The organism is Lysinibacillus sp. FJAT-14222 (assembly GCF_001278875.1).
Lineage (GTDB): Bacteria > Bacillota > Bacilli > Bacillales_A > Planococcaceae > Lysinibacillus > Lysinibacillus agricola.
On sequence record NZ_LIYL01000003.1, the window covers coordinates 45,033 to 68,898 of the forward strand.

General features: G+C 37.3%; 16 protein-coding genes. 4 read left to right on the forward strand and 12 right to left on the reverse strand.

Features of this window, described 5'->3' with window-relative positions:
* Positions 1-78: 78 nt before the first annotated feature.
* Together AN161_RS01590 and AN161_RS01595 are read right to left on the reverse strand one after the other, a co-directional pair.
* Complete coding sequence (locus tag AN161_RS01590; RefSeq protein ID WP_053592629.1) at positions 79-4,482, reverse strand: S-layer homology domain-containing protein; 4,404 nt, start codon at positions 4,480-4,482, stop codon at positions 79-81.
* Positions 4,483-5,137: 655 nt separating this feature from the next.
* Positions 5,138-6,724, reverse strand: coding sequence for a sensor domain-containing diguanylate cyclase (locus AN161_RS01595; RefSeq protein WP_053592630.1), 1,587 nt, complete (start codon positions 6,722-6,724; stop codon positions 5,138-5,140).
* A gap of 723 nt (positions 6,725-7,447) precedes the next feature.
* Between AN161_RS01595 and AN161_RS28440 the strand changes: the two genes are divergently transcribed.
* Together AN161_RS28440 and AN161_RS01600 are read left to right on the forward strand one after the other, a co-directional pair.
* Positions 7,448-7,639 (forward strand): hypothetical protein, encoded by a 192-nt coding sequence (locus tag AN161_RS28440; RefSeq protein ID WP_143114550.1) that lies wholly within the window; start codon positions 7,448-7,450, stop codon positions 7,637-7,639.
* A 203-nt stretch (positions 7,640-7,842) separates the two neighbouring features.
* On the forward strand, positions 7,843-9,027 hold the full coding sequence (locus tag AN161_RS01600; protein ID WP_053592631.1) for a CaiB/BaiF CoA-transferase family protein: 1,185 nt from the start codon (positions 7,843-7,845) through the stop codon (positions 9,025-9,027).
* Positions 9,028-9,310: 283 nt separating this feature from the next.
* Here the strand turns inward: AN161_RS01600 and AN161_RS01605 are convergent, their stop codons facing one another.
* From AN161_RS01605 to AN161_RS01625, 4 genes are all read right to left on the reverse strand, one after another.
* On the reverse strand, positions 9,311-10,786 hold the full coding sequence (locus AN161_RS01605; RefSeq protein WP_053592632.1) for a hypothetical protein: 1,476 nt from the start codon (positions 10,784-10,786) through the stop codon (positions 9,311-9,313).
* Between the two features lie 771 nt (positions 10,787-11,557).
* On the reverse strand, positions 11,558-12,088 hold the full coding sequence (locus tag AN161_RS01610; protein ID WP_053592633.1) for a hypothetical protein: 531 nt from the start codon (positions 12,086-12,088) through the stop codon (positions 11,558-11,560).
* Between the two features lie 38 nt (positions 12,089-12,126).
* Entirely contained in the window at positions 12,127-12,600 is a 474-nt protein-coding gene (locus AN161_RS01615) for a hypothetical protein (protein ID WP_053592634.1), read from the reverse strand.
* A gap of 458 nt (positions 12,601-13,058) precedes the next feature.
* Positions 13,059-14,417: an acetamidase/formamidase family protein gene (locus tag AN161_RS01625; RefSeq protein ID WP_053592636.1), complete on the reverse strand. Its 1,359-nt coding sequence runs from the start codon at positions 14,415-14,417 to the stop codon at positions 13,059-13,061.
* A 1,050-nt stretch (positions 14,418-15,467) separates the two neighbouring features.
* On the opposite strand from AN161_RS01625, the gene AN161_RS01630 reads away from it, so the two are divergent.
* Complete coding sequence (locus AN161_RS01630) at positions 15,468-16,190, forward strand: response regulator transcription factor (protein ID WP_053592637.1); 723 nt, start codon at positions 15,468-15,470, stop codon at positions 16,188-16,190.
* Entirely contained in the window at positions 16,187-17,578 is a 1,392-nt protein-coding gene (locus AN161_RS01635; protein ID WP_053592638.1) for a HAMP domain-containing sensor histidine kinase, read from the forward strand. The genes AN161_RS01630 and AN161_RS01635 overlap by 4 nt, the downstream gene beginning before the upstream one ends.
* A 28-nt stretch (positions 17,579-17,606) precedes the next feature.
* Here the strand turns inward: AN161_RS01635 and AN161_RS01640 are convergent, their stop codons facing one another.
* The 6 genes from AN161_RS01640 to AN161_RS01665 form a co-directional block, all read right to left on the reverse strand.
* Positions 17,607-17,969, reverse strand: a complete 363-nt coding sequence (locus AN161_RS01640) for a YxeA family protein (RefSeq protein ID WP_053592639.1) — start codon at positions 17,967-17,969, stop codon at positions 17,607-17,609.
* A 1-nt stretch (position 17,970) separates the two neighbouring features.
* Positions 17,971-19,839 carry an ABC transporter permease gene (locus tag AN161_RS01645; protein WP_053592640.1) on the reverse strand — a complete coding sequence of 623 codons (1,869 nt, stop codon included), beginning with the start codon at positions 19,837-19,839 and terminating at the stop codon, positions 17,971-17,973.
* Entirely contained in the window at positions 19,826-20,593 is a 768-nt protein-coding gene (locus tag AN161_RS01650) for an ABC transporter ATP-binding protein (RefSeq protein WP_053592641.1), read from the reverse strand. Before AN161_RS01650 ends, AN161_RS01645 begins: the two co-directional genes overlap by 14 nt.
* A 271-nt stretch (positions 20,594-20,864) precedes the next feature.
* Positions 20,865-21,338: a glutathione peroxidase gene (locus AN161_RS01655; protein WP_053592642.1), complete on the reverse strand. Its 474-nt coding sequence runs from the start codon at positions 21,336-21,338 to the stop codon at positions 20,865-20,867.
* Between the two features lie 18 nt (positions 21,339-21,356).
* On the reverse strand, positions 21,357-22,691 hold the full coding sequence (locus AN161_RS01660; protein WP_053592643.1) for an FAD-dependent oxidoreductase: 1,335 nt from the start codon (positions 22,689-22,691) through the stop codon (positions 21,357-21,359).
* Positions 22,692-22,704: 13 nt separating this feature from the next.
* Complete coding sequence (locus AN161_RS01665; RefSeq protein ID WP_053592644.1) at positions 22,705-23,850, reverse strand: VanZ family protein; 1,146 nt, start codon at positions 23,848-23,850, stop codon at positions 22,705-22,707.
* Positions 23,851-23,866: the final 16 nt, after the last annotated feature.

Consider the following 23,866-nt stretch of genomic DNA (forward strand, 5'->3'; position numbering starts at 1 on the left):
AGATCTCGTGCTATTTAATATTTGATGTAAAAGAAGCTAGAGAATTCGACATAAGAATTCTCTAGCTTTGCTTCTTTTTTATGGTTTTGGTGTATATTGAATTTCCACATATTGTTGTGGGGTATGGCCTGTACCATTCGTCTCTTTTTGATAAGCCCAGACAATATTTCCATACTGATCTTTTGTGAATAAGAATACTCTTTGACCCGTTTTAAATACATTTTTAATCCCTGGATCAGTAGATGGATTAGCTACAAGAGGTAAAATTGCACTTCCATCCGCTGCTTTTTTTACTGATCCTTTACCAAATGATAATATTCCGTTATCAGCTGGTTTATTATTTTTAACACTATCTAATATTAATTGTGGATCTAATGTTGTTTTATTCGCAGCAGTAACCGCATAGAAGTATTCTTGGTTTAATTCAAGAAGTGTTAAAATATTTACAGAAACATCCATTGTTGTTGAATTATATTCTGATGGTACGCCGCCAATATTTCCTGTTAAGTTAGCATAACTCATCGTGTTATATGCATCTTTACCTTGATATACATACTTACCGAAGTCAGCTATATCAAACTTATTACCCTTATTATCTGAAATAATGTAGTCACGTGCTTCATCTTTCATCTTAACGGTAAATGTTCTATCTGCTGTGCCTGAGGCAGTTGATTTAATAATTAACTGACTTTCCTCTGTTGTTGCTGTGCCCTGTGTATACTTAACAAATTCATATTGTGAGGTAATATCTTTGTTATCTTCGTCAGTAATTGTTAATAAACTTAGATCTTTAATTGAAGAATCGCCTTTTTCATCACGCATGATGGCTTCACTGAAAGTAATAGTAAATGTACTATCTGGATTACGATATACAATATTACGTTTCTTTTCTTTATCAACTGTCATTTCAAAACGTGGTGGTGTGCCATCGGAATAGAAGTCTTGTTTCATCCAACCATCATTTGATTCATCGTGAATTCCATCTTTGGCTTGATAAACAGTAAAGTTACCATACGTATCCTGTGCACCTAAATAAACAACATATTCGGTATGCGGCGTTAAAGTAACTCCTGTCATATCTAAAGCTCCAGACGCGCCTTTTCCACTTTTTGTGACTGAAGGACTTGCTTTAAGTTTGTCTTCTAATGTTTTTCTTTCTGCTGCCGTGTCAATAGTTAGCTTTGCATCCGGATTATCTGTTCCATCAGCATTTTTCTTTGGTACGAACCAGTAATGAAGCTTTGTTGTCTCATCTGTACTGAAACTTACAGTGGCTTTCGTATCATCATAACCTTTAGTAGTACCAGACTTCACTGCAATCTCGGTAACTAATGGTGCTCTTGAGTCCCCAAATATTTCTTTAGAAGCTATTTTAGAAAGTTCGCCGCCACGGTCTTTTAATATCATATGAACCGAATAGCTTATAAATGGATTTAGTTTATCTTTATCAATAACAATCGGGAATTTCTTTGTATCAACTTCTAAGTCGGCCGGACCAGAGCCAATTTCAATATAAATATCTTTTCCGCCTATTTGGAAGTAGCCTGATTTTAATGATGATTCAGTTGCAAATTCATTGTAGAAATCTCTCTCCGTAATACCTTTATCTTTTAAATATTGCTCAAATGTTTTTGTTTCTCCATTGTCTTCGACTGTATCAGGTAACACCATGTAATAGTACGTCCCTGCTTTATTTGGCTTAAATTCTACTTCAGCTCGTTTATATTTGTCATCTTGGTCTGGTTTCCCAACAACTTTTAAATCTAGAATCTTCGGTTCAACATATTTTTCATGCACGTATTCTGCAAAGTTTCGAACATTTTTACCAGGTTCAACAGTATTGGCATTTTCAAATTCATTGTCTGCTAAATCCTTAACACCAGGTAATATTGTTACACGTAACGTATCTCCATAGACAAAACCTGTTTCAGATGGAATTGTTAATAATACCTTTTTATCGCCTTCTTTATATTCAACAGCAGAAGGTTTAATTTTTTTCTGACCTGTCATATTGACGATAACTGTTCCTGATAAATCATAGTTATTTACATTTCGTGCGCTTTCAGGATCTAATGCTTCATTTAAATAAATGTAAAATTGATTTTCCTTTCCAGCAGCAGGTTCAAGTTTCGTTTTCTCTACAAATGGATGAATATTATCAAGTTCACTTGTTTTAAATTCTTTCATTACAGCTGGATCTACCGAGTTATTACCCGATTCATCTTTCATTACTACATAAAGTTGGTACTCTGTTTCAGCCTCTAATTTTGTTAGAATTTCAGTAATTGCAAGTTTACCCGCAACTGCCTTGCCCTTACCTGTTGGGTTGGCAATAATGTCTGCAGTTGTTGGAGCTGCTGCTGTCGTCTTTTTACGGACATAGTAGTAATAGTCTCCTGGTTCACTCGCTGTAAATTTAAACTCTGCACGCTTTCCACCATGTAGAGGTGTTACTGCAAGTGACTTAACAACTGGCGGTGTTCCATCCTTCATTTGGAATGATTGTGATTTAATATCCGAAACATTCTTCGCTCCATCAACGATCATCACGTAAACAACATATTCTTTTTTCTCACCTAAATCAGTGATTTTAATAGTGTTTTTGTCAATCACTGCTGCGCCTGTTCCATTTGCCACATTGTCAGTAGAAATGCGATTTACCATTTCTTTTTTCGTTGGTGCATCGGCGCCTTTTTCACGAACAATATAGTAGTAAGTCCCAACTTTATCTGAAGTGAAGTCTACCTGAATATCACTACCATTTAAAACTGTTACTTTCGTAATGTCGATTAACGGTTTTGTTTTATCAGCTGGGTCTTGTTTATCAATATCGTCTTTATCGACTGGTTTACCGTCTTCATCTACAATATTGCCGATATTATCTTTATCCTCTAAGAAATCGTCGAAGATATTATTCGGTCCCTCGCCCTTCGGTATAATCACTTTGTCAATATACGTGTAATCTCCAATATCAACCCAACCGTATACATTATCAACATACAGAACACCTACACGACCATCTAGATATAGCTCTAAATCTGTATAGCTATTGTAGTTAATCCAGTCGATGTTGCCATCTCCGTAAATTGTCAGCTTCGTTTCTGTATCAAGATTTAGTGTACCGATATTTCCTTGAATCTCAAATTCACGAACATTCCCGATGATGTCTACACGCGGTAGCTTCATATTTGTTTCGATTTTTGTACCGCTTTGAGATACGACTAGGCGTGATACAGTGCTGTTATAAAATTCAATATGTTTTTCAACATTTTTCATCGTTACTTTATCTTTAGACCAGTTCACAAATGGCTTGTTTTTATCAGGATTCTTGTCGGAATTCTGATCTGTCCAATTTTGAAGATCCGTTGTTGGACCATTATTGGACGAGGACGAGCCTTCATCATTTGGATTATCTGGATTAGACCAGTTGATAAATGCCGTATTGTTACTTGCTATACGGCCTAGCGATAATGGCTTATAGTAGGAAACGCCTAATTGTAAAGGTGGACGCACCGTTTCGTTCACAAGCATTGTGCCAGTCAATGTAACATTTGAAAATTCAATATAGTTACCATTGACAACGATTGTCGCACCGAAGGACTTATGATCACCATCAAACTCTAGAAATCTTGAGCTTGTCCCGCTTGCATTCAATGTTAGCTTCGATACAGAGCGAATGGTTTTGCCTGAAAGATCCCCTTCCATAAGCGCGCCTTTTAATACCGGTGCATTATCTTTGTTAAAAATATGCGAGAGACTGCTTGGTACTGAGTATGGATCACCATTTATATAAACAGTATTGTCTTCAACATTTGTAATTTTGAAAGATGTGGCATTGCCTTTTTTCTCTTGTGAACGCACAATAAAGGACGCAAATTGTCCACGTGTAACCGCATTATGTGGTGAGAAAGTGACAGGCGTTGTCCCTTCCGTAATCTTTAAATCTACTAAACTTTGGATATAGATGGCGTTGCTCGTTTGGCTAGTTACATCTTTAAAACTATTGTTGTAATTAGATGCTACCTCAAATTTAAAGCCAAGCACTAAAATTTTCGCTAATTCCCCACGTGTCATCACTTCATTCGGCATAAATGTTCCGTTTGAATAGCCAGACATGATTCCTGCGTTTTGTAATGCAGCTATATACTTGTAATATTCACTACTTTTTGGAACGTCTTTTAAATATGGATCTTGTACATTCTTCAAATCTAATTTTAAAACAGTTGCCAGCATTTTTGCCGCCTGACCACGTGTTACACTTTGATTTGGTCGAAAAGTTTTGTCTGCATACCCATCAATAGCACCTTGAGTATATAACTTTAAAATATCGTCATAATGACTTGAATATGGGTCAACATCCGTAAATGGTGAAGTAGCCGCTGCTGCCTTTTGTGGTGGTGGCACTACAACAGCAATCCCACTAGTAGCAAAAACAGTTGCTATCAGTGCTTTGTTCACTTTTTGGATTTTTGTTTTATCCATCCCACTCTTCCTTTCACTTATGTATTTTGATACGTACAAATATCATTTTCATCATACCCTTTATATCGACAGGTAGGTAGTGAAGCTTCATAGATAATTCTAAAATAATGGAAGAAAATCGTTAGCAAAATTAGGTAATAACATAAAAAGTTCATTATCAAAAGTTAGAGATGGCATTTGTTTAACCGTATGCTATGAATCTTCGTTCCGACTGGGCGACTCCTTGGGGATTAGCGATAGAGGAACGGAAATCAACTCCACGTTATTGTGATGAATTCATTTTATAGGAATGTTTTGAAGATTTATCGGAACAAAATCTCATTTTATCGGAACAATTTTAGCTTTTATCGGAATATTTTCCCGTTTTATCGGAACAATTTCAATTTTTGATGCCCCCTTAATCCAACATAAAAAAGCCAAGGAGCATCGGTGCTCACTTGGCTTTAACGATATATAGGCATACATCTAATCATACTTGCGATGTCATAAGGGAAAGGGGGATAACCTTACATCTTGTCAAGTCGATCAAGAGATGTGTCCCGAGTTTACGTATCATTTGAACAAGGTTTAGAAGTCATATGGCGGATGACTTAAAAGTAGCCTGCCCAAATGAACGTTGCATTAATCATGTACCCTAAAAATTAGAGATGTAAGCTTATTTCAATAAATTTTTTATTTTATTTTCTTGCTCAGCTACCATAACTTGATTACGTCCAGCTTGTTTTGCAAGATATAACGCACCATCCGCAGCTTCAATTAGCTTTTCTGCTGTGTCAGCCATTTGTGGATACACAGCAACTCCTGCAGATAATGTAACTGAACGACCACAAGGACTTTCAGTATGTGCCAAAATATCGCGCAGTTGCTCCGCCACCTGTGCCGCTTCCTCAGCTGTAGTATTTGGCAATAACAAAACAAACTCCTCGCCACCATAACGACAACAAACATCTCCATCACGAGCGACTGCTTTCATATTTTGAGCTAAAAATTGCAATACTCTGTCGCCGACTGCATGACCATACGTATCATTAACATTCTTAAAATGATCTAAATCAAGCAAAATGAGAGCATGCGGCACCTTGTTTTCAAGCCACTCAGCTAACATTGCATCCATCGTGCGACGATTCGTTACACCTGTTAACGGATCTGTTGTAGATTGATCCTTAAAATAGGACACCTGTCCCTGTAAAAAAGTTAAACTACGTATAAGAGCACTCTTCAAATAATGAACTTCAAAATACCAGCCACGTACAGATTTCAAGCCTTCTACATTTTTCTTTTCCATGCTCTCTTCTGTTAAAGTAGCTAATTGCTGTAAAGGATTTGCAATACGTGCTGCGGCCCAAAGTACAATAAAAATTGAAATTAGCATAAGAGGAATGGATTTTATAACTACATCCTGTACGCGATCAAATGAAGGGTCTAGTGCTACTTCTAACGGTCTCTGAGCTACAACTCCCCAATCCGCTAAAGGCACCGTACTATAGCCAGCAAGCATTTCCACTCCCCTTGTATTCACTACTAACTGCGCTCCGCTTTTTCCCGAAACAACTGCTTGGACAACCTTATTGTCCATCGCGACATCATTGACACGGCTTGGGTCCTGATGATAGATAACACGTCCATCCGAGTCCACAACATAAACATACGAACCATCATGATAAAAATGCTCTCCTAGTAACGCATTAAATACATTTCGTTCCTTTAAGTAAATTGTCCCAGCTACCATTCCTAAATATTCATCTTTCTCTGAAAAAATAGGATACGATATAAAAATTAGAAGACGTCCCGTAATACCCTCATAAGGTTTTGAGACAAGAGGCTCCCTTTTCGCTAACGCTTCTCGCGCTCCAACAGATGTTAATACTTCTCCCTTTACCTCTACTGAAGGCGGTGAAACAGATAATACAAGACCTTCTGCATTTGTGATAAGTACTGAGTTAAACATATTATTTTGCATTTTTAAACGTTCTGTTTCATATTTCAATGCATTCTCATCATTCATTTTCGACTCAATCTGGTTGGCACTATATCCTAAGATCTGAAATGCTTCCTCCAGATAAGAACTTGCGGTTGTTGCTAATTTTTGCGCGTATACTCGATTCGTTTCAAGCGTGTTTTCTTTAATTGAGTCAACATTCATTCGGTAACCACTCCAAATGCTACCAATGCTTGTTAAGAAAAATGCAGCCAACACTACTCCCATGATTAAATGCTTTAACTTTATCTGTTTTGATTTCATTTTCTACCTTTTACCCCTAGTTTATAATTTCTTATCAATATCTTTTTCCAGGTGTGTTGTTTAACTATTTTTATCCATTTCAATTAATTTGAAAGCTCTGATTTCCGCTACGGGCTACTCGCTTTCCCGCGGGAGTCGAGTAGCCTTTAATCAGTTAAAATGGACATACATTAGCAAAATATCAACAAAAAAATCCTTTTATCACTCAATAATAAACCTATATTTTCCTAATCAACACGCTTGATCTTTTTCAAAGATACTGCTTTTTAACATTTTCTTTATTAGTCTATTAAAGCACATAAAATTCCTTATTAAGAATAATTTCTTATATTAAGAGAAAAGTATTTGTCAAAATAATGTTCTTTTAAGACCCCTTATAACGAAAGTAATATAGTAGACTCATCATCAAAAGTTGGGGATGACATTTGTTAAAATGGATGCCATGTATATCAGTTGAGTGGAGGCTGGGCGACTCCTCGGGGATCAGCCTCAAGCGCACTGAAAAAGTCGATTTGCCACGAAAAATGTGATGCAAATCGACTTTTTTGAATTTTTAAATCCAACAAAAGACAGATTTATAATATAAAAAAATGAATTTCTTTAGTTTTTCAGTGCCCTTGATCAGCCTCACAGATGAGACCCTAGAGCGAAAAAAACGAGCGAAGCGGCTCATCAGACGCCCCAGGAAGCTCTGCTCTGCGCGAAAGCGTAGCGACAGCAACAATGTTTTATCTGTGCGAAAGCGTAGCGACAGCAACAACAAATGTTTTCTGTAGCGAAAGCAAAGCGGCAGCTACAATGTTTTATCTGTGCGAAAGCGAAGCGACAGCAACAAAGCGCCCAGTCGGAACGGAAATCAACGCGATAAGTCTATATTCTAAATTTTTTTACTTTTATTGTTATTCTGACATATAATTTTCTGACTAATTATTTTATAATAAAATTTAACATAGTCAAGCCATCATTTCTTCTGTTATAATACTGATACATTTACATCTTTTCTGTATTAATACAGAATATAGTGCACGCTTTTCACAAAATGGGGATTATGAGAAAAGCGCTACAATGCCTTCTCAAATAGATGGCATTGTAGCCTACACAAAAAGGGGTTGGGAGATTTGGGTATTTTAAAGGGGTTAAAAATTCTCGATTTTTCTGCATTACTACCGGGGCCAATGGCGACAATGATATTTGCTGATTTAGGCGCAGAGGTTATTCACGTTGAATCATCAAAGCGCGTAGATTTAACGCGTATTATGCCTCCTTACGACGATGATCATGAGGCGTATATTCATCAACATTTGAATCGCTCTAAAAAGTCATTAACATTAAATTTAAAATCGCCTGAAGCTGTAGAAATTGTTAAGTCACTTGTTCATGAGTACGACGTCATTATCGAAGGATTTCGACCAGGCGTCATGCAACGACTTGGCATTGGCTATGAGGCTCTAAAAGAAGTAAATCCAAAGGTTATTTATTGTGCTATTACAGGCTATGGACAAACTGGGCCATACAGCAATCGACCAGGACATGACAATAACTATTTATCATTAGCTGGCGTACTTGATTACTCACGCCATAAAGATAAAAAACCTGTCTCAATGGGTGTTCAGCTAGCCGATATTGCTGGGGGCTCGATGCATGCGGCAATCGGAGTACTCGCAGCTGCTTTACATCGTGAAAAAACAGGTGAAGGACAATATATTGATATAAGTATGACGGATGCTGTATTCTCGCTTAACGCTATGTATGGGTCTGCCTATATTGGTGGTGATCGTGTCCCTCAGCCTGAACAGGAAATTTTAAATGGCGGCAGCTACTATGACTTTTACAAAACAAAGGATGGCCGATTTTTCTCGGTAGGAAGCCTTGAACCTCAATTCCGCAAGTTACTCTGTGAAGCTCTTGATATTCCTGAGCTCATTGATAATACTTTTAATGATTCATACTATACACAAATCCGTTTTAAAGAAGCGGTCCATGATGCGTTCTTATCGAAGACTTACAAAGAATGGCTTGAAGTGTTTAACGAGGACTTCGAAGGATGTGTCGAACCCGTTTTAACTTTTCCAGAAGCATGTGAGCATCCACAGCTAAAGGCTCGCGGCATGATTATCGATATTCCAAAAAACGACGGTACAATGCAAAAACAAATTGCATCTGCTTTTAAGTTTGACGGTGTCAAGCCAGAGTACAAGCATGTCGGTGCCAAACTTGGAGAGCATAATGAAGAAGTGTTATCTTCATTAGGCTACAGTGCCGAACAAATTGCTGACTTAAAGGACAAAGGGGTTTTAGAATAATAACATTACAAGATATCAAGCGTGTCGATTAGGAAAATATAGGTTTATTATTGACTGATAAAAGGATTTTTTTGTTGATATTTTGCTAATGCATGCCCATTTTTAACTGATTGTAGCGTAGGGCTACTCGACTCCCGCAGAAAAGCGAGTAGCCTGTAGCGGAAATCAGAGCCTTCTAATTAATTAGGGTGAATAAAGATGGTTAATCAACACACCTGACAAGATATAAAAGAGTGTCTAATGCTGTTATTTAAAACACATTGGACACTCTTTTGTACTTCAATTAAACATACGCACTTATAAATACTCTTAGCTTTTCGAAATGGTCCTCTAAAAGTAAATATTTTTTATAGATTTCCATTAATTTTTCAAAAAGCTCGTACTGCTCCGTCACAAATAAAACCTTTAAAATATTTAGCATATGCTGGGACGCGCTCTGTGCTACCAAATAGTAAGGCGTATCTGGCTGACGGTAATGTTGGCGCCATTCTTCAACAGACAAACCAATATGCTGTAATGAATTATTAACATGTAAAGCAATATCTTGCTGAACTGACGCCTCAATCGCGATAAATTGCTCATTACTATAGTTTTTTTGTACTAAAGTGGCATGTATTTTTTTATTGGATGCTAGTACATGTTCCTTTAAAAGCAGGAGCCCCTCTTGATAACGCTCCATTCTTACATAATGATCAAGCAATATTGCATACAAGTTTTCTAAAAAATTTAGTTCATAATTTTTGATAATGGCAGGAGGTGTTGGTTTACGATTCGGCAATAATTCCTTATATTCCAACAAAATCTCTATTGCGTAATTATTAAGTCGTTCATCTTCTAATAAATACTCACCGTATTGAATAACGGTTTCATTATTCTTCTCCTGATGTGCTATATGAAACAGAAGATATGCAATTAGAACCTTTTCTTTCTCTGTCAATGCATACATCGAATAACGCCAATCCGCTTCAAAGGAAGTAATTAAAGCTTTGACACTTCGATAATCCCCTTCCGATAAACGATAGTGCGTTACAATTTGGTAAAGATGTAACTGTTTTTTAGCCAAGCAAGTAGAATTACGGTTATCCACATAAGTTATACACTTATCCAGAGTCTCTCTGTAATTATTCACAAAGTTATCCACATGTACACAAGTTTTTCTTGTGGATTGCTCAATATGACCCATCATTTCATGGATAAATGTGAATTGTTCTAATGGTTTGTGGATAAACAGTGAATAAACTTTTTTCATGAAAAGCCAATGCCAAAATTGGGCATCTTCTTTATAAATCATATGCACAAAATATTCATTTTCAAATTTATATAAAAATATAGTTTGTAGTTCGTTGACTGGCATTGTAATTTGCATTCGCTTCCCAAAAATTAGCCAGATTAATCGCTCTAAGTCCATCGTATGCTGTGCAAAAAGCTGCTCAAAAAAGGTCTCCTTGCCTTTTTGCGTATAAAAAAAAGCATTGAGACGGTCATTTATAAATTTAGTATCCAAACCATGCCTGTTAAAAAAAGTTTGCATATCTGTAGTTACACGACCCCAATATTTTCGGGCAGTTGAAAACGCAATATTCATCGCCGTTTCCTCATTCACTAAAAATAAATTTGGTGAAAGTGAAGTACCTAGTATTTTCGGGTCTGCCTGTGAGTCAGTCCCTTCCTCCGACCATTTTGAAAGTAATTTTTCAGCACCCTTTTCACCACTACGTTTATATGTCATGAATAACTGCTCATCACAATCCAACAGCATGTAACTGGAGCCCCCCATCAAATTCAACCAACAAAGATCTTCCCCTATCATGTAAAATACGTGCCTAAATGTCCGGCAGATGTCACGAAATCGGAAAGAAGTTCTTTGTGCAAGCACAAAGCCGAATCCGTACGCAATTATACCGAGGCATAATGATTACTCTTCCTTCAATATAACAAATCTTATCCAACATATGCTAAAAAAATAGCGATATGCATCAGAAGTGACAACAAAAGTATTCGTGCAAATTCGACAACTTCAGCTACCGCAGCATAAAAAAAGCCATCTATAAAGGTCAAATACCTCATAGATGGGGTGTGGTATAAAGGAAGAACGGTAAATGAGCTCATTGGCCAATCACTCATAAGTCGGTAGCCCATTCGTATTGTCACAAATAGCCCTTATTGCCCACGCTAATCAAAGCTAGCGCCATAGTACGCACAACTAAGGAAAGCTATGCACCATTCACCAATACAATCGAGAAAAAAGCATTCTCACAACAGTAGACAGACGACCAACAAAATAGTTACAAGAAACATCCGCCAAATTTTTGAGGGATGTTTCTCTGCCCCGAAAGCGCAGGGGCAAAAGATTTTCAAAGAGGGCAAATTTTATTTATCCTATTTTTCATGTTGTTGAGAAACTATTATGTTAATGAAATTAAGGTGTCATATTAAATAAAGTATGGCTCTTCGGTAATACGAGGGGTTGTACAAGCTATAGCATGTATAAAATTTTGCATAATGATTATGGAAATTGATTTTAGCTTCATCAAACTGACACATCTATGGAACTACTGGATGTACTGATATCACTCTGATTATTTTGGCTTGCTGCTTTGAATGAGCGCCACGCTTCTGTATAAATCGCATCAAATTCACTTTCCCGAATACGTTCTTCTCGTGTACCAATTGCATGCCAACCATTATGGGGCGAATAGGTAGAAGTAATATTTCCCCTCGCATCCTTGATCTCTAAATAGCTCACATTTCCACGCTGCATGAATGGTAATTGTCTTATTGTTTGTGCTATCAAGCCTTTACGGTCAGGTGATACTACAGATACGAAGCTCCTTTTCAGTGTCCTATAGGAAGGATTTTTATGACCACCAAACTTGTCATTTTCAAAGTCTTTTTTAGCCTGTGCGATAATCGCTTCCTTATATTTTTCCTCACTCATCGCTGGAGCTGATTTTGTCGACATCGCATTTATTCCTGAAAAACTTGGCATTGAAATAGGTGTTAGTTTATTTTCAACACCTAACAATTTTAATGTATCACTACTAATAGTTGGAAATCGCATTTTTGTACCTCCTATTTAGTTACATTATTTTTTACTAACTAATAGCTATAGTAAACAGTTAGTTTTGGGGAGGCATATGATTTCCATGCGCTACCTAAAGTACTTACATTTGTCCCATTATAATAAATAGACCATGTACCGGCAGCTGGTTTTCCTATAACTCCAGTAGTTATTTCAGTTTTATTAAGCGAACCCCAAGGCGCAAAAGTATAATTGTCCATAGATTCATTTTTGATATGTACTCTATTGGAAACAATCGCTCCGTTACCTCCATATGTGATACCGCTATTGGCATCAACTACCACTTTAGTAACTACAGCATCAGATGGTAAACCAGAAAAATTAAATGTAATTACATTAGAATCTCCACTTGCTTGTTTAGCAAGACTTAGACTCATTGTGTCTCTAGAAGTAACCGTTTTTGAAGATGATGCAGCAAGTGTTGTAGATGTTGTGAACGAAAACATCATTACCATCACAAGTAGAAAACTAAATAATTTCGTAAATTTCATTTCAATTCTCCTCCTATTACAAGTAATTAGGGTCTCTTTTAAATCACCTCGACATTTCCAATGTAAGCATCAATTTACAATAAACCCCTTTTTATATCGGATGGGCAACCAATATTTTTAGTTGTAAATTATAGAATGCTCATTATGCCTGTGAAAGAATTTAATATATATTGTTTATCCTCTTTTTTAAAATCTGTTTTAGTCACACCTTCGAGCGAAGCGACAACAACCACAATGTTTATCTGCGTAAAAATGTAGTTCAGAGGAAGTGGCTCGACGCCCCCCACAGCTGGAACGGAAATCACCTTCATTTAAAGCGTTACAACATTCACATGATTTCCTTGACCATTTTGTTTTTTAACACTTTGGATTTCTGCTCCGAAAGCGTAGTAGTTTTTCGCCTTATAACATAAAAAAAAGCAAACTAGAGTTTGCTTTTTTTATCAGGTTTCTCTTTATTAATCATATTGTTTTTTCACTGGCTTATAAATTCGGGCTTTTTTCAATACTGTTTTAGGTACTTGGAAGGTTGCTGTGACAACTCCTGGATGACGACCAATTTCGATTGAGCCTGTAATCGTAGCTCTATTCATAATCTCTGGCTCGCTCATCTCAAAGAGTTTCGCAGCACGGCTGATAGCATTAGTTGTCGCTTCATTTAATGACGTTCCAGAGCCAACAACTGATACAGGGAATGCTTCCTCCACGTGTTTAACGCCGAATTCCTCTGCAAGCTCACGTGCACGACGTTTTTCTTCCTTTGTAAAAGGTTTAGCCGTATAAGGTAAATCCTCTGTGTTTGGCAGCAAAATAGGGCCATCCAAAGGTACTTTTTTCAATACACTCACCTGCAGCTGAACAATGCCAGCAACATCCGTTGTATGTCCCGCAATTTCACCGTCCCCTTGCATTGCATGCATATCTCCAATGTACACACCACCACCTGGAACCTTTACAGGACAAATAATTGTTGCACCCTCACGAACACGGCTTATATCCATATGTCCATCTGTACGGTGTGTATCTAATTCAGTCTGCGTAAATGCATATTCATGTGGCGCTCCGATTAAAAACGAACCGAAATCACCAGCATTATGAGAGTCTGGCATCGCCTTTGAAGGTGTCGTTCCAAGCTGCCCTAAAAACGGACGCATTCTTGCCATAACACCGATCAAATCACTTGGTGCTAATGCTACCACAGGATTTTGCACAGAATTTTCAGGTGTACGCATATAATTTTTCGCATCAAGTGCAATACGGCGAGCCCCTTCTCGCCCAACAGTCACACCAATATTACCTTTATGATCTAGTGCCATAGTATAGCCATTTGTCATGCTAAAAGGTGATGTTTCTGTATCACATGTCGAACAGCGAATGGACTGCCGACCTATCCCTTTGACGACTGTACTTGGATGAAGCTTACCACAGCCTGGACATTTTACTGATACGAACGGATCCCCAATAAATCGATCTGTAATTGCCTCATCGTGCCCAGATGCTGTTGCTATTGATGTTACCTGTATTGATTTAATCTTTATAACAATGGCATCCCCTATCTCTGCTCCTTCTACAAATACAGGCTTTGTTACTTCATGGCCACCTCGAATCTTTGGTGTTAGCATTGGGCCCCAGCATCCTGGCGTCGTATTAGCAATAATTGTCCCACCGTCTTTAACAGGGCCAAGCATTTTCTGTTGTGGATCTAAAATACCATCTATGAATTCATTTACGAATAATGTTTCGAAGGCTTGCGGCTGTTGTACAAGGTCTTCACTTTCCATTCCTTCTTTTTCTAACACATGCAACTCGTTTGTCATTTTTTCGTCACGCTCCTAGTTTTTATTTTATGTATATAGATTTTTTTTGATCAATTATGCCTCGGCATAATTGGGTCCGGAATCGGCTTTGTGCTTGCACAAAGAAGTTAAATTCGATTTCAACGCTTTATATAAATCTTTGTAGTGAATTGTCGATTGTTAAAACTTAATTTCGACATCAGGTTTGATATTTCCTGCCATTTCGAGGAAGTTGTCATAATCGTATGTATTGAATAATCAAAGTAGCGTTGAATTCCTTTTTTCTTAGTGCATTTTCTAATATGAATAAATGCATAATTTTCATCCAGTAGAATTGTTATAGAACACATGGAAAATTATGCCGTTCTTTTTATATATTTTCAACCGTTTATACATAAAAAAAGCACAGACTCATACAAATGCATTGTAAAAGTCTGTACTTTTATTTTGTAATTACCACGATCATTTTCATTTCTTTTTAGGTGTAGGCAGTTTTAGTACTATGAAAATGAATATAGTTGATAATAATAGAGCTAAAACAATATTGATTGTATTAGGTGGGCCAAGAACTCTGTAAAGTAATTTATCAAAAGTTGGTATTCCTAACCATTTAAATATACCAGGAAGTACCAATATCCAGGATAAGAGTCCTAAAATCAGCGGTGTCCAATACTTTCGATTTCAATACTTTCATCCCCTTCTGATTATTTTGATATCACCGACTAATATACTTCAATTAGTTAGACAATAATTTTTTAAGTCCTTCATAAAACTGCTTTGAATATAGACTTTTCAAACGAGTATATAAAGTATTATTTTTCCTTTATAAGTAACTGATCTATATTTATTGATTCAAGTAATGTCTCAATTCCTTTTTTAAGCAAGTTTCATTTATAATAAGTCACATAAGACACTTCAATCGGTGGCAGATTTTAAGCTATGCGCCCATTTATCTTAGGCGCTTCAGTTATTTTATTTTTGAAATAATAAGGAAATGTTTATCGAGCTACTGCTAAACATATTAGCTATACGCTATTCTTAAAATAATAAAGAAGAAAGGGCGTGTGAACGATGCAAGAGCCAACTATTCTAGTGGTGGATGATGAGGCTGATTTAGCAAACCTTCTAAAAGTCAGCCTGCAAAAAGAAGGTTATAAAGAAATTCATACAGCTGGCTCCATTCAAGAAGCATGGACGAGCTTTCAACAAACACAACCCGATATTGTACTACTCGATGTGATGCTTCCTGATGGCGAGGGCTACGATTTATGTCGTCGTATTCGAGAGGTATCGCATGTGCCAGTGCTTTTCATGTCAGCGAAAAATGAGGAAATTGATAAAATTTTAGGACTCGCTATCGGAGGAGACGATTATATTACGAAACCTTTTAGTCCTAAAGAGGTTGCCTATCGTGTGAAGGCACAGCTTCGCAGAGCGGGCTATCACACGCAAGAAGCAGTGCCAGTAGCTTCCGAGAAGTCGATTCAAGTTGGTCCATTCTTACTTAATGGTGATGAAACGGAGGTACATAAGGACGACGTTTTATTGGAGCTAACAGCGAAAGAGATCGGCTTGATGGCTTGCTTTATGAATAATCCTAATCGAATTTTAAGTAAAGAAACGCTATTTGAACGTGTATGGGGAGAGGACTTTTTCGGCTCAGACAATACCGTGATGGTGCATATTCGACGTCTGCGTGAAAAGGTTGAAAAAGATGCATCGAAGCCTGTGTATATTACAACTGTAAAAGGGCTTGGCTATAAATTTATCGTTCCAAAAGAGGAACAAGTATGAAATGGAAATTAACAGCTAGATTCCTTCTGTCTGTGCTGTCTATTGTTATTATTGTTATTTTCTTGAATACAGCCATTTTAATTGGTTTTTTCATTTTCCAACAGGTAAATAAATACGATAATACAACTTCGTATTCAGAAGAAAACTTCGTGCGCGAGTTCCAACAGTATATTGATATAAGTAATGGAACGCCAGCAGTAAGCAAGGATGGTCTTCAACAATTGCATCAGCGAAATGCTTGGATTCAATTACTTGATAATAATGGGCAAGTCGTTGATGCCCATTTTGCCCCGGATAAAGCGCCTTCACACTATGCACCGATTGATTTAATTCAAGTTTATAAATATAAAGAATTCGATGTTGATACAACCGTGTATGTGGGAAGTAAAGAAAGTATTAGTTATCTTATCGGCATCAAGGGCAGTGGCGTTATTAGATATGTCACTCATTTTTCTGGCTCATCTGTCTTACAGTTTATTGGCAAGTTTGGTTTGCTCATTGTCATTGCTGATTTATTAGTAGCTACACTCGTCGGCTGGCTCTTCGGACGAACGTTGACCAAGCCTCTATATGCAATGATTGAACGTATTCGTCATTTAAAGAATCGTGAGCATATGCCTAATAAAATGCCCGGTGGCGTGTACAAACCAGTTTTTGAAAATTTAAATGAAGTATCGAGAGAGCTTGCCGCGCATGAGGAGGAACGCAAAAGATTAGAGATGATGCGTGAGGAATGGATTAGTAATGTCTCACACGATATGAAAACACCGCTTGCCTCCATTCGTGGTTATGCAGAGCTACTGAATGATGGAAATTTATCTTCTCATGAACAAACAGAATACGCTCACATTATCGAGAAACAATCATTGCATATGCAAGATTTACTGGATGATTTAAACTTAACTATGCGATTAAGACATCAGCAGCTTCCACTTAGCTTAACGGAGGTAAATATGGTGCAATTTATTCGTGAAATCGTTATTGATACACTCAATACACCTCAATATGAGCAGGCCAATATTGAATTTAATGCAACTAAAGATGTTATCAAGCATCACATTGACGAGCACTTTATGAGACGAGCGGTAATGAATTTTTTACACAATGCTTTGCTTCATAATCCTTCCGACGTATCCGTTACTATTCTTGTTGAAGATCATTCCATTACGATTTCTGATAACGGTAAAGGCATTTCTGCCGAAGATCTTGAACATATTTTCGAGCGCTATTATCGAGGGACAAATACTGAGCAAACATATGGTACTGGTTTAGGTACTGCTATTGCTAGAGATATTATTGAAGCGCACGGAGGAACTGTAACGATTACCTCTGAAGAACAACAAGGTACAACTGTCAGCATTCAATTACAAGAAGACAAAAAGGAGTAGCCCTATAACTAAAGGCTACTCCTTCTTCTTATTTCTTCATTAGCTCCTGTACTTTTGCAGGCAGCTCATGGAATTTTATTTCATCAAATGATGTAACTTCTGTTTCTTTTTTTACATAAAGCTTCAAGTATGCATCGTGGCGTAAATTTTTCTGAGCTGAAAACTTTAATGTTTGCTCTTCACCGTTTTTGTCATAAGCAGGTACCTCATACCAATATGACTTCCATATTTCACCGTTGCTTACCTTAAATTCCTCTACTTCACCGTCAGTAGTGATATGAACATAGTAAGCTTCTTTATTTAAACGGTTAAAATCTACGGTCATTAGAACAACAAGACCTGCTACGAACAATATAAACAATGCTCCTATACCTAAGAAAACTTTTTTCATATTAATTCCCCTGTCTAACAATTTTATAGAATGAACGAACTGTAAAGATATAATAGATGCCGTAAATTGCAGAATAAGCAATCATCCACAGTATGACTGGTTTCGTTATATCCATACCAAATAGTTGTGAAAAGGCTAGCAGCGCAAATGCACTATGTGCGATGCCGACAATGAGTGGTGCACTAAAGATAACAGCAACCTGCCCTGCAACTGTTTTTAATATTTGTTTTTTATTAACACCGATTTTATTTAAAATCGCATATTTAGACTGATCTTCCTCTGCCTCAGTTAAAATTTTGAAGTAAATAATACTTCCTGTCGCTGCTAAAAATACTAATCCTAAAAAGCTTCCTACAAACAATAGTGATCCTACAGTAGCTAAACTAGCCTCATAACTTTGCGGAACACTTGAGAATCCTTCCTGCTGTTCAGTAGCTAGTTGATTGGAAATCTCTTTTGAAATCTCCTGTTGCTTCAAGTCATTATCCATACCAACTACTTGCATTTTAACATTCTCTGCATTTGTGGCAGCGAATACTTTATCATTAACAACGAGTACTGTTCCAGCTGGAATAAAGTTTAATACACTCTCTGTATACATTTTATCAACATGGAATGATTCCCCGTTCTCCAATTTAAACTCTTCACCCGTAAAATCATGTGAGAAACGTTCGTCGAAAGTTGCATCAAGTAACACTGTTGAACCATCTGCAATGTGCAGTTCTTCATCTTTCCCCTGCAATTTCGCTAAACGATTATAGTCGGATTCCTTTAATAATGTATATTCAAAAAACGAATATTCATTATCAACACGTAAATTTTTCACAGAAAGTGATTCATTGTACAAGACGTCTTCTTGCGAAAATTTTACCATATCGCCCTTCCACATAAATGTGTTAGGTAACATATGTCGTACAGTTGCTTCCGCATTGTAATACATCCCGAAAACGCCGCCACCTGCTGTGATCGTTGTCGCACTTAAAATAGCGATGATCGAAAGCGATTTAGCATTTGCTCGAATACGGTACAATAATTGTGATACACCAATTAAATTCAAGCCTTTCCATGACCAAGAAGTTGCTTTTTTCAACGCCGTTAATACAAATACGCTAACACTATGGAATAATAGATATGTCCCTGCAATCGTTACACCTATAACCATTAGTGGAGTACCTAGCACTGTGAAAAATTGCCAAATATTGCTCGTAAATATATCTTCAGAGGCTGTATAATATCCAAATGCAATTAGCGCTGTCCCAAGAATAGCTGCTAAGAATGATGCACGTGGAATTTTCTCTCCTTGCTTCTCCGCATGGAACAGGTCAATCAGTTTAAATTGATAAATGACACGATAGCCTTGTAAAGATGTGAATAAAAATAGTAGCGCAAAAATCCATGTTGTATTTACTAGAGCCTCAGGGGAAAATGTTAAACTTCCTACAACCTCAAAGCCCATTAAACGTACTAAGATCATTAATAAACCTTGTGACATAAAGAATCCAAGAACAATTCCTAGTACTAGGGAAACAAAACCGATCACTAAATTCTCAAAAAAGAGCATTAAGCCGATTTTCTGCTTACGCACTCCTAGTAGAGAGTAAAGTGCTACTTCCTTTTTTCGTCTTTTCATAAAAAACGAATTGGAATACGCCATAAAGATGATGATAAAGAATAATAGCACAACAGATGCTGCACTCATCAATCCTTTAATTTGCTGCGATGATTGTTTTAAGGCTGAAAGATCATCATTATATTTCAATGTCACAAACGTAAAGTAGATGACGATACTAAAGACCATCGAAGCGATATACAAAAAGTAATTCGCCAAATTGCGCTGAATATTTTTACGCGCTAAACTAAATAACGTCATTTACTCCACCCCCGATGCCAGCAAGCACCTGTAAAATCTCTTGGAAGAACTGCTTTCTTGTTTGAGTACCACGATGAATTTCCTTAGAAAGCTGTCCGTCTTGAATGAATAAAATGCGCTGGCAGAAACTTGCTGCGAATGCGTCGTGCGTAACCATCATAATCGTGGACGCTTGTGAATTATTTAAATCACTTAAACTTTCAAGCAAGTCTGTTGCTGATTTTGAATCAAGAGCACCTGTTGGCTCATCCGCAAAGATTATTTTCGGCTCTGTTACTAACGCACGTGATGAAGCTGTACGTTGTTTTTGCCCACCTGAAATTTGATATGGATATTTATCGAGTAACTCTTTTATCCCGAACAGTGTAGCTATACGTTCTACCCTTGCGTTAATTGCCTTTGTTGGCACTTTTGCAATCGCAAGAGGCAGTACGATATTTTCCCGAACTGTTAAAGAATCGAGTAAGTTATAGTCTTGGAAGATAAAACCTAAATTATCGCGGCGGAAATCTGCTAACTCAGCATCCTTCATGCGTGCTAAGTTTGTATCACCAATAATAATTTCACCAGTCGTTGGCGTATCAATTGTGGCTAACACATTAAGTAGCGTCGATTTCCCAGCCCCTGAAGGCCCCATTACACCAACAAACTCTCCTTTTTCTACTTCAAATGATATATTCGATAGCGCTGTAAATGTATTTGCGCCTTTGCCGTATGTTTTTTCTACATTTTGTACCTTTAATAATGGCGTCATAAACGCTCACCTCTTCTTTCTGACTTTAGTATACGTCCTCAAACTTACAGCAAATTTGTCGCAAGCTTACAAGAACCTTAAATCACGTGCAATTTATCGAGAAATTTTTGCACTTTATCGAAACACTTTCACGTTTTATCGCCCAACATTTGAATTTTATCGATAAATTTTCATGTTTTATCGCCCAACTTTTAATTTTTATCGACATCTCCACCTTTCAAAAAGCAAAAAAGGATTCACACACAAACTGTGCGTGAATCCTCCAACTTTATTATGCTAAAACTTTTTTTATATCATCCTCAAAGCTACTTGGCTTATCGGCTGATCCATAGCGTCCAACAACCTCACCATTACGATCCACAAGGAATTTTGTGAAATTCCACTTTACACTGTTGCCGAGAAAGCCTTTTGAATGCGATGTTAGATGCTCAAAAATAGCGTGTGCATCCTTCCCATTGACCTTCACAATGTCATGCATAGGGAACGTCACGCCATATGTCAAACGACATTGTGACGCCGCTTCCTCAGCAGTCGCTACCTCTTGCTTAAACTGATTTGAAGGGAAGCCAAGAACAACAAGGCCTTCATCCTGATATTTTTTATATAGATCTTCTAATTCTTCAAACTGCGGTGTAAAACCACATTTTGAAGCCGTATTAACAATTAACATTGCCTTACCCTTATAACGATCTAAGCTATATGCAGTCCCATCTTCTAAAGCAACCTGAATGTCGTAAATGCTCATTTCTAATTACCCCCTACGTTATAAACGCGCATTTATTCTGGCAACCTGCTGTAGCGGATCCCAAACACCATTGAATGGAGGCGCGTAGGCTAAATCTAAATCTAGTAAATCTGGTAACGTCATTTTATTGAATAAGGCTGTTGCAAACACATCGATCCGTTTATCAACACCTGCCGGACCAACAATTTGTGCGCCTAAAAGCTGTTGATCTCGTTTACGAACAACAATTTTAATAAACATTCGTTGGGCACCTGGATAATAGCCTGCAATATGACGCGCAGACAATTTAAATGCCTCATATTCAAAACCTAGCTCTTTAGCATTGCGCTCATTAATACCTGTCGTGGCGATTGTTAAATTGAAAAATTTTAAGATCGAAGTACCCACAATCCCACGAAACGGCGCAAACTTGCCCGACATATTTAGTCCCGCTAAACGACCTTGCTTATTAGCTGTCGTTCCGAGAGGTATATAATCTAAACGTTCTTTCACAATATGAAAATGCGTTGCACAATCACCCGCAGCATAAATATTTTCAACAGAGGTCTCTAAATGTCGATTAACGATGACTGCACCATTTTTAGTCAGTGCTATGCCTGTTCCCTCTAAAAATCGTGTATTCGGTTTAATCCCCACAGCCATAATGACTAAACCTGTATCAAATGCGCCATTGTCCGTCATAACACGCTCAACGCGTTGATTCCCCTCAAACGCCTCTACGTTTGTATTTAGCACAAGCTCGATATCGTTCTTTTTTGCTTCCTCATGAACATGTTGCGCAAGCTCTTCATCTAAAATTCTTGCAACATAACTACCTCGTTGAATCAATCTTACTTTTTTGCCGCAAGCATGTATCGTCTCAGCCATCTCTAGCCCAATATAGCCTGCACCTATAATTGTTACATTTTCAATATCTGGCGTTAAATCAGCTAGTAAATCCTCTAGCTGAGGTATTGTTTTTACTGTGTGTATACCTGCTAAATCCGAACCCTTTTCCACTGGCATAATAGGATCTGCGCCTGTTGCAATAAGTAGCTTATCATAGGGAATTTCAAATGATTCCCCAGATGACTGTGTTCCAAAAACAAGCTGCTTGTCTACATCAATTCCGTTAACCTCATGACCAACACGTGCATCAATACCATACTTATCACGAAACGTTTCTACATCTCTTGCAATGAGACGCTTTGTCGATGAAATACGTCCATCTACAACATAGGGCAACCCACACTGCCCATATGAATAAATAAATCCACGTTCTACAGATGTAATCTCTGCTCCTGGTACATTTCGATATATTTCCATTGCTGCTGACATTCCGGCAGCATCTCCCCCGATGATTACGTATTTCATCCAACAATCCCCCTTATTTTTTTCTCGTTGCTAGTAAGCCTGCATAATAGTCCATATAAAAACGACGTTTACCTCCACTTACAATGACACGTATTACATGAATAGCAATAACCATTGTTAGAACAAAGTTTGCTATAAAGGCTAACAATGTAATGACAATTTGTAGTATATAAAATGGTGAATCCATATCTAATTTTATCTGGCCTATAATTGTTATAATCTCCGAAGTACAGACTACTACGAGAATAGCAACACAACGGCGCCAAGATTGACTTACAATGCTTTTGCCGTTTTCACTTACCATTGTAAATCGCATAAACTTCATCCCTAATGTTGCACCTTTTGTAAAGCTTGGAACAACACCAAATAACAACATATACAAAGCAATTTTTACTAAAAACTCGAAAATGTCACTATAGCCTGTTACGACACTAACGAAGAACAAAATGACATGTACTATAAATACATCTATTGCTAGTGCCAACAAAATAGATAATGGTTTGACAATATCTTTCTCGACCATTTCTGTTGTTTTAGCCGTCACCTCTTCATGAGATGGAAACAGCGCCCACACAACAGGGGCTAAGAAGAACCCTAATAGTGCACCAACACTGTTAAGTATTAAATCATCCACATCAAAAATTCGATACGCACAATTAAAGATGCCATAAATCCCTGTATATTGGGTTACCTCATAAAACAATGTTAGCAAAAAGCTAAATAGAAATGCACGCTTCCAGTACTCTCTTTTTTTAAGAAAATAACGCAAGTACACGCCAAACGGCATGAGCAGTAAGAAATTATAAAATGCCTGATAAAAAGCAGGCTGCTTTGGGATATAAATCCATGTTGATGGATTCGTCAAAACAATCCCACTATCCTTTAAAATATCAGTGACAAATTGAAAAGGATGTAAATTATAATGGACTGTATCTGGGGCTTGCAGAGAGCAAGTATCACGTGTTTCTGGGAAAGGCAATAAAACTAAGCATAATGCCGATAAGAAGTAAAAAATAAATGAGAACGTAATAATCGTTTTGGATACAGATAAGTAGCCATATTTCCGATACGTATAAATTAGCCAAGGTACAAATAGTACAAAGGATGCGAAAATTGTTATTAAAAAAGCCACCATAATAGAATTTGTATAAACTGACATAGAACACCTCTTCGTT